At 56.8% G+C, this 12274-nt stretch carries 11 protein-coding genes and 2 pseudogenes; 8 read left to right on the top strand and 5 right to left on the bottom strand.

Annotation, left to right across the window (positions count from 1 at the left end; all coding sequences use genetic code 11):
* Positions 1-3: 3 nt before the first annotated feature.
* The gene (locus ACA056_RS20215) at positions 4-585 is read left to right on the top strand and encodes a plasmid pRiA4b ORF-3 family protein (RefSeq protein ID WP_497267244.1); all 582 of its coding nucleotides are present in this window, start codon (positions 4-6) and stop codon (positions 583-585) included.
* A gap of 95 nt (positions 586-680) precedes the next feature.
* On the opposite strand, the gene wzy is transcribed toward ACA056_RS20215, so the two are convergent.
* Positions 681-2123, bottom strand: coding sequence for an O-antigen polysaccharide polymerase Wzy (gene wzy / locus ACA056_RS20210; RefSeq protein WP_497267242.1), 1443 nt, complete (start codon positions 2121-2123; stop codon positions 681-683).
* A gap of 186 nt (positions 2124-2309) precedes the next feature.
* Between wzy and ACA056_RS20205 the strand changes: the two are divergent.
* From ACA056_RS20205 to fabF, 5 genes and pseudogenes are all read left to right on the top strand, one after another.
* A pseudogene (locus ACA056_RS20205) lies at positions 2310-3217 on the top strand (IS3 family transposase); the annotation flags it as partial.
* 35 nt (positions 3218-3252) lie between these two features.
* Complete coding sequence (locus ACA056_RS20200) at positions 3253-4629, top strand: IS30 family transposase (protein ID WP_497267240.1); 1377 nt, start codon at positions 3253-3255, stop codon at positions 4627-4629.
* Between the two features lie 4 nt (positions 4630-4633).
* Positions 4634-4924 (top strand): annotated as a pseudogene (locus ACA056_RS20195) (integrase core domain-containing protein); the annotation flags it as partial.
* 221 nt (positions 4925-5145) lie between these two features.
* Positions 5146-5940, top strand: coding sequence for an SDR family NAD(P)-dependent oxidoreductase (locus ACA056_RS20190; RefSeq protein ID WP_497267238.1), 795 nt, complete (start codon positions 5146-5148; stop codon positions 5938-5940).
* Positions 5941-5972: 32 nt separating this feature from the next.
* Positions 5973-7247, top strand: coding sequence for a beta-ketoacyl-ACP synthase II (gene fabF, locus ACA056_RS20185; RefSeq protein ID WP_497267236.1), 1275 nt, complete (start codon positions 5973-5975; stop codon positions 7245-7247).
* Here the strand turns inward: fabF and ACA056_RS20180 are convergent.
* Positions 7244-7801, bottom strand: coding sequence for a TetR/AcrR family transcriptional regulator (locus ACA056_RS20180; RefSeq protein WP_497267234.1), 558 nt, complete (start codon positions 7799-7801; stop codon positions 7244-7246). The two genes, fabF and ACA056_RS20180, sit on opposite strands and share 4 nt — an antisense overlap.
* 177 nt (positions 7802-7978) lie before the next feature.
* On the opposite strand from ACA056_RS20180, the gene ACA056_RS20175 reads away from it, so the two are divergent.
* The gene (locus ACA056_RS20175; RefSeq protein ID WP_497267232.1) at positions 7979-8632 is read left to right on the top strand and encodes a GntR family transcriptional regulator; all 654 of its coding nucleotides are present in this window, start codon (positions 7979-7981) and stop codon (positions 8630-8632) included.
* A gap of 15 nt (positions 8633-8647) precedes the next feature.
* Positions 8648-9499 (top strand): urea carboxylase-associated family protein, encoded by an 852-nt coding sequence (locus tag ACA056_RS20170; RefSeq protein ID WP_497267230.1) that lies wholly within the window; start codon positions 8648-8650, stop codon positions 9497-9499.
* A gap of 46 nt (positions 9500-9545) precedes the next feature.
* Here ACA056_RS20170 and ACA056_RS20165 read toward each other — a convergent pair whose 3' ends face one another.
* From ACA056_RS20165 to rfbD, 3 genes are all read right to left on the bottom strand, one after another.
* A complete protein-coding gene (locus tag ACA056_RS20165) occupies positions 9546-9713 on the bottom strand; it encodes a DUF2897 family protein (protein ID WP_008006000.1) in 168 nt (55 codons plus the stop codon).
* A gap of 124 nt (positions 9714-9837) precedes the next feature.
* On the bottom strand, positions 9838-11202 hold the full coding sequence (gene eat / locus ACA056_RS20160; RefSeq protein ID WP_497267228.1) for an ethanolamine permease: 1365 nt from the start codon (positions 11200-11202) through the stop codon (positions 9838-9840).
* A gap of 197 nt (positions 11203-11399) precedes the next feature.
* The gene (gene rfbD / locus ACA056_RS20155) at positions 11400-12269 is read right to left on the bottom strand and encodes a dTDP-4-dehydrorhamnose reductase (protein WP_497267226.1); all 870 of its coding nucleotides are present in this window, start codon (positions 12267-12269) and stop codon (positions 11400-11402) included.
* Positions 12270-12274: the final 5 nt, after the last annotated feature.

Here is a 12274-nt window from a genome sequence, read left to right as displayed (position 1 = left end):
TCCATGCCAAAAACATCCCATCTGTCCGTGGTTGAAACCGACCGTGTGCTGATACTGCACATGGAATTTAAATGGATAAAACCTTCGATCTGGCGTCGGGTGGCGGTGCCTGAAAACATCACCTTGAGCAAGTTGCATCGCGTAATCCAGGCCGTTTTTGGCTGGAGCGATACGCACCTGCACGAGTTTGAAATTGATGGTGAAAGTTATGGTATGCCGGACGCGGAATGGGGCCCGCCAGTGATTTCGGAGCAGCGCAAAAAGCTGATCAGCGTGTTGTACGGGAAGAAGACGTTTCGCTATGTCTATGACTTCGGCGACAACTGGGAACTGCGAATTAAAGTCGAGAAAACGTTGCCCGCGATTATTTTCCCGCAAGTGCCGTGTTGCATCGATGGAGCCAATGCTCGCCCGCCGGAGGACATCGGTGGCGCGCCAGGGTATGAAGATTTTCTGGCAGCGTTGGCGGATCCGAATCACCCTGTGCATGAGGCAATGTTGGAATGGTATGGGGATGATGGGTTCGATCCGACGACGTTTGACTGCGAGAGGGTCAATCAATGGTTGAAGCAAGCGAAGGCCTGATCAGCAAGAGGGTGTCGGGCGGACGCTTACGAACCAAACAGAGTCAGGATTAGGATGTGGGAGGGCGCCAGGGTGTGGCGCAACCTCCCACAACCTCACTTCAGGGATACTTCCAGTTTTCGTCGCATGATGCGGCTGCCCAGGTAGCAAGCGGCCAGGATCGCCACATAAACGAGCAGGAATGGGAAAATGCTGTAAAGCCCTGTGCGTGGCAGCAACATGATTTTCACAAATATCATCACATGTGCGCCGAAAACGAGTGGGTTCGTGGAACTCACAAGCTTGGCCAAAGCAACACCAAACCCGGCTGCTGCAATCAAATACAACCCGGGGATCCATAGGGTGTACGCGTAGAAGTCCGACAATAACGACCACCCCATGCCAAACCCTTGCTGATAGGCATCACCTGAAAGGGTTGTTTTGGATAGAAACTGCCCGAAGTACAGTTGATCCAAGGGCACAGTAATGCCCAGGAGTGCGGCAATAGTCGGTGTCGCGGGAAAAAAGCTGTGCAGATAGGCAAGGGATGGGTATGTGTCAATCTGCATGGCTGCATGGATATAAAGTGCCGTCAATCCTTGATTATCAATGAACCACGGTAAGTAAACTGCAGTGTTTTCTCCGAAGTGAGCCGCACGAGGACCTATCGCTGCCAGTATCAGCAAGCCGGCAAGAATAATAGGAATTCCCACCAATGCAATACGATCAATGCGTTTGATTTTAGTGTGGAACAGCCAAACGAAGAGTAACGCAAATCCCATAATTCCGCCGCGTACTCCCAGTTGTAGATTGGCCGTGTAATAGATTGCCAACAACCCCAATATGCACCATCCCAGCCATTTGCTGCGCGAAGCAAAAGCCAGGCCGAGCGCTAGCAAGAGTCCATATTGAGCCGCAGTAATTCCGCGCGTCGTAAAATCTGAAGACGCTGCTTTGTACAATGATATATACCCGTCACTGTGAACGCTTCGATAGACTTCTGGGAAACTGATCAAAAAAGCCAAAGACGAAACTGTAGCAAGCAGGATAGCGGGGATTTTCAGGTTTTTTGTCCACTCTAAATCAATGGTGGGCGTTATCCCTTTCGTTTTTTTCCATATGAAAAGCATATACCCGGCATGCATTGCATGCAGGCAGGTCACTATATATAGCGATAAGTGAAGCCCTTCATTTGCGCTCAGATCGATAGTGACGAAGTCTGGTCGGTGAACCGAGAAGAAGCTGCTCTCCATTTCCAGAATCGAAAGATCGAACCCCATTGCATGCGCTATAAATCGGCCTCCAATAAATAAAGACATACAACCTATAAAGAACACATAGGTATGTACGAAGGTTCGATGGACGAGGATGCTCGATATAGCTAAGTAGGCGAGTGAACCGACCATACTTAATGTTGACCAACTTTCCGCCTGCTGCATCGTCGGATTGACGGGGGCAATAAACCAAAGGAAGAAGAAAAGCGGTACAAGCCCTAGGGAAGTTAAGGCGATATTCCGCGGGTTGGATAATCTATCGAAAATGATGTGATTCAGGGTCATGCTGTTTTCTTCGTGTCTGAGAACGGCGGTATGATGCCATAGACACACGTAATCGAACGCGTCTATGTCACCGATGCCACTGGCGATCTCTTGCGGGGGCCGCCGGTCCGTTCATCTCCACATGTAGTGGTCTAATGAAACCGGACACCCATTTAGGCGAGAATGCTCGCCAGATCGAGGTGTCAGATGACCAAACAACGCCGTTCCTTTTCCGCTGAGTTCAAACGCGAGGCTGCCGACCTCGTGCTCAAGCAAAACTACAGCTACATCGAAGCCAGCCGTTCACTCGGCGTCGGCGAGTCGGCCCTGCGCCGTTGGGTTGACCAGGTTCAGAAGGAACGCCAAGGCGTTACTCCGCAGAGCAAAGCGCTGACATCAGAGCAGCAGAAAATCCAGGAGCTGGAAGCCCGGATCGCCCGCCTTGAACGGGAGAAATCGATACTAAAAAAGGCTACCGCGCTCTTGATGTCGGAAGATCACGAGCGTACGCGCTGATCAATCAGCTGAGCGTCCACGAGCCGGTTGATTGGCTGTGCCAAGTGTTTGAAATCAACCGCTCAAGTTACTACGCCCACCGCCTCAAGCGTCGAACGCCTGATGTCGAACGGCTTCGGCTACGCAGCCGGGTGAGCGAGTTGTTTTCGCAAAGTCGCAGTGCTGCCGGCAGCCGTAGCATTCTCTCGTTGATGCGTGACGATGGTGAGCAACTCGGTCGGTTCAAAGTACGCAGCTTGATGCGTGAGCTTGATCTCGTGAGCAAACAGCCAGGGTCTCATGCTTATAAACGGGCGACGGTTGAGCGGTTGGATATCCCGAACATCTTGAATCGGGAGTTCGATGTCCCGGCACCCAACCAAGTGTGGTGCGGCGACATCACCTACATTTGGGCTCAGGGGAAATGGCATTATCTGGCGGTCGTGATGGATCTTTGCGCGCGCCGGGTGGTGGGCTGGGCGTTGTCGGAAAAGCCGGACGCCGAGCTGGTTATCAAGGCGCTGGATATGGCCTACGAACAACGAGGAAGGCCTCAGGGCCTGCTGTTTCACTCTGATCAAGGGTCGCAGGGCGGATTCAACCGGTCGTCGCAACACCTTTGATCGAGGTGTTTATGGGACGGTCTGCAGGCTGGATGCAAAAGTTGACGGGGCGTGGAGCGATGCGTTCGCCAGGTGCGCCGTCACTTCGTAATGAAATCGAGCGGCTATTCTGGAAACAAATCGCAACCGGGATCACAAGCGAAAAGGCAGCGGAGGCGACTGGCGTATCATCAGCGGTAGGCACACGCTGGTTCCGTCATCGGGGCGGGATGCCATTGTTCATGTCTAACCAAATATCCGGAAGGTACTTATCGTTCGCAGAGCGAGAAGAGATTGGGCTGCTTCGGGCGAAAGGTGTTGGCGTACGTGAGATTGCGCGTCTCCTTGGACGAAGCCCGTCGACAGTTTCACGGGAACTGACACGTAATGCTGCAACTCGTTGCGGTCGGCTTGAGTATCGTGCTTCAGTCGCACAATGGAAGGCAGAACTGGTTGCCAAAAGACCGAAGCCAGCGAAACTGTTGACTAACCCGCGGCTGTGTCACTACGTGCAAGACCGTCTGGAGGGTAAAGTTCACGGCGCTAATGGTCGCGAGATTGTTGGGCCTCGACAAGCTCCCTTCAAAGGCCGAAATAAACCACATCGCAGTGACCGTAAATGGGTCAATGGCTGGTCGCCCGAACAGATTACCAACCGGTTAAAGATCGATTTTCCGGACGATGAATCCATGCGCATCTCTCACGAAGCCATATATCAGGCCCTCTATATTCAGGGGCGAGGAGCTCTTAAGCGCGAGCTAGTGAGCTGCCTGCGCACAGGGCGAGCATTGCGTGTGCCGAGAGCTAGGGCGCAGGCCAAAACATGGGCGCACGTCAGCGAGGATGTCATGATCTCCAGTCGCCCTGCTGAGGTGGAAGACCGGGCTGTACCAGGGCATAGGGAGGGAGACCTGATCATCGGTCTGAACCGATCTGCGATTGGAACCCTGGTCGAGCGCTCAACTCGATTCACCATGCTCGTCCACCTGCCTCGCGAGGAAGGTTATGGGCTAATTCCTCGAACGAAGAACGGCCCGGCGCTGGCCGGCTACGGGGCTGTCACTATGGCCAATGCACTGAAGAAGACGGTGACTGACCTACCCATCGAATTGTGGCAATCTTTGACTTGGGATCGTGGAAAGGAACTATCTGATCACGCTCGATTTACCATCGAATCCGGAGTGAAGGTCTTTTTTGCTGACCCTCATAGTCCATGGCAGCGCGGCACGAACGAGAATACGAACGGTCTTCTGCGCCAATACTTCCCGAAAGGTACCGACCTGTCTCGCTGGAGTGCCCAAGAGATCCAAGCCGTAGCCCATGCGCTGAACACAAGGCCTCGGAAAACACTCGGCTGGAAAACACCTGCCGAAGCACTAAACAAGTATCTAAAATCAATTCAACAATCCAGTGTTGCGACGACCGGTTGAATCCGCCCAGTACGCGAGTCGTTTATTTCGCCAGCGACTGTGGCGTTATCGAATGCGTCAGAGCATGAGTCGTCGGGGAAATTGCTGGGACAACGCGCCGATGGAGCGCGTGTTCCGCAGCTTGAAAACAGAATGGATACCGACCACGGGCTACAGGACTGCTCAAGAAGCCCAACGCGATATCAGTGATTTTTTGATGCATCGGTACAACTGGATTCGGCCCCATCAATTCAACGATGGACTGGCGCCAGCTCGGGCCGAAGAAAAACTTAACGTCGTGTCCGGGATTAGTTGACCACTACAACACCCAATCCTGGATAGAAGCGCCGGCTACTGAGGCGAGCGTGTGATAAGTGGCCTTAACTGGTTCTTGAACGACGGCGACGACCGTCTGTCGGCCCAGTAAAAATTACGACTATAATATTGGCGTTGGATTATGCCTATAATAATTCACTTCGCTGATGCGGTTGCCTCATGCGCTAGCCTTCTTCCCAAGCCTCTCCCAGGAGCACTCTCATGAATTCTGTTCAAACTCAAGGTACGGCCCTCGTCACCGGAGCCTCTTCCGGTATCGGCGCGATCTACGCTGAGCGTTTGGCGGCACGTGGTTTTGATTTGTTATTGGTCGCCCGTGATCAAGAGCGGCTGGAAGCGGCGGCGACCAAATTGCGCGCCGAGCATGGCGTTCAGGTCGAGGTGCTGAAGGCGGATCTGACGCAAAAGGATGATGTGCTGAAGCTTGAGCAGCGTCTTCGCAGTGATTCAAGTATCAGCCTGTTGCTGAACAACGCCGGTGTTGCTGCGGATGGTTTGTTGGCCAATTCCGACATGGATCAGCTGGAGCGTTTGATTCAACTGAACGTGACAACGGTTACGCGGTTGGCATCGGCAGCGGCCGCCAGTTTTGCCAAGGCGGGTCGGGGGACGATCATCAATATCGGGTCAGTGGTGGCGTTGTTTCCCGAGCGCTTCAACGCGACTTACAGTGCCAGCAAGGCCTATGTGTTAAGTCTGACGCAGTCGTTGAACGCTGAACTGGAGGGCACTGGGGTCAAGGTGCAAGCAGTATTGCCAGGCGTCACACGCACCGAAATCTGGGAACGCTCCGGTATCGACGCGACCCAGATTCCGGCGGATATGGTTATGGAAGCCGGGGAGATGGTCGATGCGGCGTTGTCGGGTCTGGACCAGGGTGAGTTGATCACCATTCCTTCATTGCCGGATGCGGCTGACTGGGACGCCTTCGTTGCGGCGCGTCATGTAATGGCGCCGAATCTTTCCAAAAGTAAGGCCGCCGCGCGTTACACGTGAGGCGTCATGAATCGGCTTGAGGTATTTGCAGTATGAGTAATCGTCGAATAGTTGTAACGGGCATGGGCCTGGTGTCTCCATTGGGCTCTGGTGTCGAAGCCGTCTGGTCGCGTTTGTTGGCCGGGCGTTCCGGGTTACGCAATTTGCCGGATGAGGTGGTTGCCGATTTGCCGGCCAAGGTCGGTGGCGCAGTGCCGACGCTGGCTGACGATCCCGAGGCGGGTTTTGACCCGGATCGGGCGACGGCGCCCAAAGAGCAGAAGAAGATGGACCGCTTCATTATGTTTGCCATGGAAGCGGCGCGTCAGGCGCTGGAGCAGGCCGGTTGGCAAGCGGCGGACGCCAATGCCCAGGAGCGTACGGCAACCATTATCGGTTCCGGCGTGGGTGGTTTCGGTGCGATAGCGGATGCGGTGCGCACCACGGACAGCCGTGGGCCGCGACGCCTGTCGCCGTTCACCATTCCTTCATTTCTGGTCAACCTCGCCGCGGGTCATGTGTCGATTCAGCACGGTTTCAAGGGGCCATTGGGTGCACCGGTGACGGCTTGCGCGGCCGGGGTGCAGGCGATTGGTGATGCGGCGCGGCTGATTCGGTGTGGCGAGGCAGACATTGCGGTGTGTGGCGGCGCGGAAGCGGCGATTGATCGTGTCAGTCTCGCCGGGTTTGCCGCGGCTCGCGCCTTGTCCAGCGGTTATAACGATACCCCGGAGCGAGCCTCGCGGCCGTTCGACAGTGGCCGCGATGGCTTCGTCATGGGGGAGGGCGCGGGCCTTCTGGTGATCGAATCCCTGGAACATGCCTTGGCCCGCGGTGCTCAGCCGCTGGCGGAACTGGTCGGTTACGGCACCAGTGCCGACGCCTATCACCTGACGGCAGGTCCCGAGGATGGCAGTGGTGCACAACGGGCGATGTCGCTGGCATTGGCCCAGGCGGGCATTTCGCCGGCGCAGGTGCAGCATCTCAATGCTCACGCAACCTCGACCCCGGTTGGGGACTTGGGAGAGTTGGCGGCCATCAAGGCGTTGTTCGGCACGGATAACAAAATCGCCGTGACATCGACCAAATCGGCCACCGGGCATTTGCTCGGTGCAGCAGGCGGTATCGAGGCGATCTTCACGTTGTTGGCGATTCGCGATCAGGTCGTGCCGGCCACCCTCAACTTCGATACGCCGGACCCCGCCGCCCAAGGCGTGGACATCGTCCACGGTCAGGCGCGGCCGATGGCTATCGAATACGCGCTGTCCAATGGCTTCGGGTTTGGTGGGGTGAATGCCAGCGTGCTGTTCAAGCGTTGGGAGGGCTAGTCCCGGGACTGTTTGAGATAAGCGCGAGTTACGTCGAGAATCCGCTGAGCCAGCTCGGGGTTTTCGACACTGCGTGACAGCAATAAAGCCCCGACCAGTGTCGACATGATGACGATGCTTTGGTCGGCGGCGTCCTCGTCTTCAAGAGTGCCTTGCACTTGTTCGAGCCGTGCGTTGAGCACCACGTCAGTGGTCGGGCTCTGCTGCCCGCGCAGGCCGAGTTCCGATGACATGGTCGGCAACGGGCAACCCTCATCGGGTGAAGTCTGGTGCCATTCGGACAAATAGGTATCGATGAACGCTTCCAGCGGACGATCTTGAGCGAAGAGTTCGGCGCAAATCACATCGACCTGCTCGCCCGCGGCTTGCAACGCCTTTTCCACCAGTTCGTCTTTGGATTTGAAGTGCGAGTAGAAGCCGCCGTGAGTCAACCCCAGTGCTTTCATCAGCGGTTGCAGACCTGTCGCGCCAATGCCATCGCGGCGAAAGCGTGCTGACGCTTCCTTGATGATGCGTTGGTGGGTCTGGGCTTTATGGTCCTGCGAGTAACGCATCGGGTATCTCCGCAACAATGCGCCATATTAACCAATGAAAATGGGATGGTGATTGTACTTCTACTTCTAAAAAGCATGCAGATGCGTCGATCTTGGTAGAACGCCGTTTTCAGCAAATGGCACGAATAGTGATTACTCATTAGCTGACGATTGTTGAACAATCATGAGGCAATGAGTATGAACAGCGGACTGTCCCTGGCCGACCACATCACACTTGAGTTGCGCGCCGATATCATTGGCGGCCGTTTGCTGCCCGGCATGGCGTTGGTGGAAAACGATCTGGTGTCCGCCTATAACGCATCCCGCAATACCATTCGCGAAGCGCTGCATCGCCTAGGGCAGGAAGGTCTGACCCGTTATGTGCGCAACAAGGGTGTGATGGTGCGCAGGCTGGGCGTCGAGGACGTGCGGGATCTGTTCAAGGTCAGGCGCACCCTGGAGCTGCAGGCCATCAGCGCAAGTCAGCCGCTGCGCGACTATCAATCCGACCGGATGCTCGAGGCCCTGGAAGCCACCGAGCTTGCCCGGGAGCGCGAAGACTGGCGCGCCGTCGGCACCCACAGCCTGGCCTTTCATCAGCACATTGTCGGATTGCTGCGCAGTCCATTGTTCGACGAGTTCTTCACCAACGTCGTAGCGCAATTGCGCCTGGTGTTCTGCACTGCTCCCGATGAGTCACGTTTTCAGGCGCCCTGGCTGGCGCGTGACCGGCAGATTCATGATTTGTTGGCCGAGGGCGACAAACGTGCGGCCGAGGATGCCATGAGCCTGTATCTCGACGATTCCGAACACCTCCTGTTGCAAATGCTTGCCCCAGTTTCCCATCACTGATCGAGGATTCGTGCCATGTACAAAGACTATCCGGCGGCCTATCAAGTCAGCAAAGGTTCCGCATTGCAGGTGGACAAAGCCTTCTACGAGCGGATTCGCGATGCGAAGGAGGGGCGCACGCTGATCGAGGCATTCGAGGTGCCGATCCGCACCGGTCGCGCCTGGAAGGTACCGGCCGGGCATGTGTTTCGCGTGACCACCCCCGTCGGGCCGCAAGTCGGGGATTTCAACGTCTGGAATGCCAACGATCCACGGGAGCGTTTGTGGGCGGCACGGACCCGACAGTTACAGGGCGCACACGTCAGCACCCATGACCGGCTCTGGTCGAACCTGCCTTTTTTGCGGCCGCTGGTAACCATCACCGATGACAGCCTGGCTGGTTACGGGATCGACGAACATGGCGGTCGCTTGCACGACTTGCTGGGCACCCGCTGCGACCCTTATGTGAACAAAATGCTCACCGGCGAAGACTTCCACCATCACTGCCACTCGAACCTTACCCGCGCAGTGCTACCTCATGGGCTGACCGAATTCGACGTGCATGACGTGCTGAACATTTTCCAGTGCACGGGTCTGAATCACGACGACATGTACTTCATGAAAGCCTGTCCGGCGCAGAAGGGCGATTACCTGGAATTCTTTGCCGAAATCGATCTGCTCTGCGCGCTCTCGACCTGCCCGGGCGGTGATCTGTCGCTGGCCATGTGGGGGCCGGATGCACAGGACCCGCTAAGCGTGTGTCGCCCGCTTGGAGTAGAGATTTATCGGTTGGAGGATTCGTTGCTTGAGGGCTGGAGCCAGCCGGAACGCGCGGCATACAAAGGGCTGCATGGCCTGCACATCGCCAAGGCCGATTGGGAAAAGTAGAAACGCAAAACCCCGTCATTTGATGAGAATGGCGGGGTTTGTTCTGTTAGCGGTCCTGCGCATCCTTGGCATCCGCTTCCGCGTTGCGTTCAGCGACGCGTTTACGTTGCTCCTCGGTCAGTTCGACCTTGTTGGCGGTGTCACGCAACATCATCAAACCACCAACGATCGAGCCGATTGCAACGATCAGAATCAACCAGGCATACCAGGGCATAGGGCTCTCCTTGAGGGCAGGCCGATTGGCGGGTTTTGCCAATCGATCGTGCATACCACTTTGAGCGATTAATTTTCGCAGTGGTTCCATTCTATGCCTGTTCTGACAGCCGTACTTCGCCTGTTTAGAGCCCGGTCAGCATCGCGTCCGCCGGTGCATCGGCACGCAGTTGCGCCGTCAGCATGAAGTACACGAACCCCACCGCCATGAAGCCCAGGAAGATCAACCCGATCAACGTGTTGAACCAGGCCATTGCCACCAGGCACACCACCGCCAGCACCAGCGCAATGAGCGGCACCAACGGATAGCACGGCGCGCGAAAGGTGCGCTCCAGATTCGGTTCGGTTTTGCGCAGTTTGAACAGGCTGAGCATGCTCATGATGTACATCACGATTGCCCCGAAGACCGCCATCGTGATCATCGCCGCCGTCAGCGTCATGCCGCCCAGGTTAATCAAACCATCACTGTAGATCGCGGCAATGCCAATCACGCCCCCGGCGATGATTGCCCGGTGCGGTGTCTGAAAGCGTGACAATTTGGCCAGGGACGCCGGCAGGTAACCGGCCCGGGCGAGGGCGAAGAACTGCCGCGAGTAGCCGAGGATGATGCCGTGGAAACTCGCCACCAGGCCGAACAGGCCGATCCACACCAGCATGTGCAACCAGCCCGAGCTTTCGCCGACCACGGTTTTCATCGCTTGCGGCAGCGGGTCGTTGATGTTCGATAATGTGCGCCAGTCACCGACACCGCCGGCAAAGAACATCACGCCCATCGCCAGCAAAACCAGCGTCAGAATGCCGCTGATGTAGGCCTTCGGAATGGTGCGTTTCGGGTCCTTGGCTTCTTCGGCGGCCATGGCCGCGCCTTCGATGGCCAGGAAAAACCAAATAGCGAACGGAATCGCCGCGAACATCCCGGCAATCGCCTGCGCGCCAAACACATCGGAACCGGCCCAGCCGTTCAGCGCGAAGTTACTGAAGCTGAACGCCGGAGCGACCACGCCCATGAACACCAGCAGTTCGGCGACCGCCAGCACGCAAACCACCAACTCGAAAGTTGCGGCCAGTTTCACCCCGAGGATGTTCAGGCCCATGAACACGATGTAGGCGCCGACCGCTGCGTGTTTCGGATCAAGCGCTGGAAACTGCACGTTCAGATACGCACCGATCGCTAGTGCGATGGCCGGCGGAGCGAAGACAAATTCAATCAGTGTCGCCAGTCCCGCGATCAATCCGCCTTTCTCGCCAAAGGCGCGGCGGCTGTAGGCAAAGGGACCGCCGGCATGGGGAATCGCGGTGGTCAGCTCGGTGAAACTGAAGATGAAGCAGGTGTACATGGTGGCGACCATGAAGGACGTCACCAGAAAACCGAGTGTGCCCGCGACGCCCCAGCCGTAACTCCAGCCGAAGTATTCACCGGAAATCACCAGCCCGACCGCAATGCCCCACAGGTGCAGCGTGCCCAGCGTGGGTTTGAGTTGTGTGTTCATGCCTTGCTCCCTGAACGGTTTGGAAAGCTCGGGGGAGGGCGTTTGCAGTGGGCGTGCCATTGTGTGTTGACGCGTCGTAAAGCGCCGAAAGCTGTCGTATCGGGGATGTTTGCCGCTCGATGTGCGCAAATGGGTGCGCCAGTTGGGGGCGCTGATGGCGGTTTTGCCGTCTTCGTGGGCAAGTCCTGCTTGTAGGTTTAGCCTTGCTCGGCAAGACATTCGCGCAGCGCAAGTTGCCAGTCAGGTTGGCTGATGCCCCATTCACGTTGCAGGCGACTGCAATCAAGGCATGAGTTGAGCGGTCGGGCCGCCGGTGTCGGGTAATCGCTGGAGGGAATCGGCAGCAGGTTTGCGCAGGGCTTTCCCTGTTGCCGTAACGCTTCGCCAATGGCCTGGGCGAAGCCGAACCAGGAGGTTTCCCCCTGTGCGGTCAGATGATATGTACCCCAGGCAGGGGCCTTACCGGCCTGCCAGCGTTCGATCAGGGCAAGGGTGCTATTGGCAATAGTGCCTGCCCAGGTAGGTGCGCCGATCTGATCGGCGACAATGCGTACTTCCGGTCTCTCTTGCAGCAAGCGTTGCATCGTCAGCAGGAAATTGCGGCCATGGGTCGAATAGACCCAACTGGTACGCAGGACAAGATGTTTGCCTTGCACGTCAGTGATCGCCCGTTCACCGGCCAGTTTGCTCTTGCCGTAAACCCCGAGCGGGTTTGGCGTGTCGTCTTCGTTATAAGGCCCGACCTTCATGCCGTCGAATACATAATCGGTGGAGTAGTGAATCAGCGGGATGCCAAGCTTCAGTGCTTCTTCGGCAAAGATGCCAGGGGCCACGGCGTTGATGGCAAAGGCTGTTTCTGGCTCGCTTTCAGCCAGATCGACCGCTGTGTGGGCCGCCGCGTTGATGATCAGATCCGGACGAACCTTTTGTACCTGTTGGCGAATCTGCTCGGGTTGTGCCAGATCGAGTTGATCGCGACCCAGCACGATCAACTCGCCGACACCCCCCAGTCGACGCTGCAGTTCTCGCGAGACCTGACCATGCTGGCCGCTGATGAGAACTCTCATGGGAG

It is taken from the genome of Pseudomonas sp. LBUM1666 (assembly GCF_059695775.1).
The sequence above is the reverse complement of the archived record's forward strand: the minus strand, read 5'-3'. Positions and strand labels throughout refer to the sequence as shown.

What these genes read in the sequence shown, in the direction of transcription:
- ACA056_RS20215 (WP_497267244.1), top strand. Translation starts at nt 4, where the DNA reads ATGCCAAAAACATCCCATCTGTCCGTGGTTGAAACCGACCGTGTGCTG.
- wzy (WP_497267242.1), bottom strand. Translation starts at nt 2,123, where the DNA reads ATGACCCTGAATCACATCATTTTCGATAGATTATCCAACCCGCGGAAT.
- ACA056_RS20200 (WP_497267240.1), top strand. Translation starts at nt 3,253, where the DNA reads ATGCAAAAGTTGACGGGGCGTGGAGCGATGCGTTCGCCAGGTGCGCCG.
- ACA056_RS20190 (WP_497267238.1), top strand. Translation starts at nt 5,146, where the DNA reads ATGAATTCTGTTCAAACTCAAGGTACGGCCCTCGTCACCGGAGCCTCT.
- fabF (WP_497267236.1), top strand. Translation starts at nt 5,973, where the DNA reads ATGAGTAATCGTCGAATAGTTGTAACGGGCATGGGCCTGGTGTCTCCA.
- ACA056_RS20180 (WP_497267234.1), bottom strand. Translation starts at nt 7,801, where the DNA reads ATGCGTTACTCGCAGGACCATAAAGCCCAGACCCACCAACGCATCATC.
- ACA056_RS20175 (WP_497267232.1), top strand. Translation starts at nt 7,979, where the DNA reads ATGAACAGCGGACTGTCCCTGGCCGACCACATCACACTTGAGTTGCGC.
- ACA056_RS20170 (WP_497267230.1), top strand. Translation starts at nt 8,648, where the DNA reads ATGTACAAAGACTATCCGGCGGCCTATCAAGTCAGCAAAGGTTCCGCA.
- ACA056_RS20165 (WP_008006000.1), bottom strand. Translation starts at nt 9,713, where the DNA reads ATGCCCTGGTATGCCTGGTTGATTCTGATCGTTGCAATCGGCTCGATC.
- eat (WP_497267228.1), bottom strand. Translation starts at nt 11,202, where the DNA reads ATGAACACACAACTCAAACCCACGCTGGGCACGCTGCACCTGTGGGGC.
- rfbD (WP_497267226.1), bottom strand. Translation starts at nt 12,269, where the DNA reads ATGAGAGTTCTCATCAGCGGCCAGCATGGTCAGGTCTCGCGAGAACTG.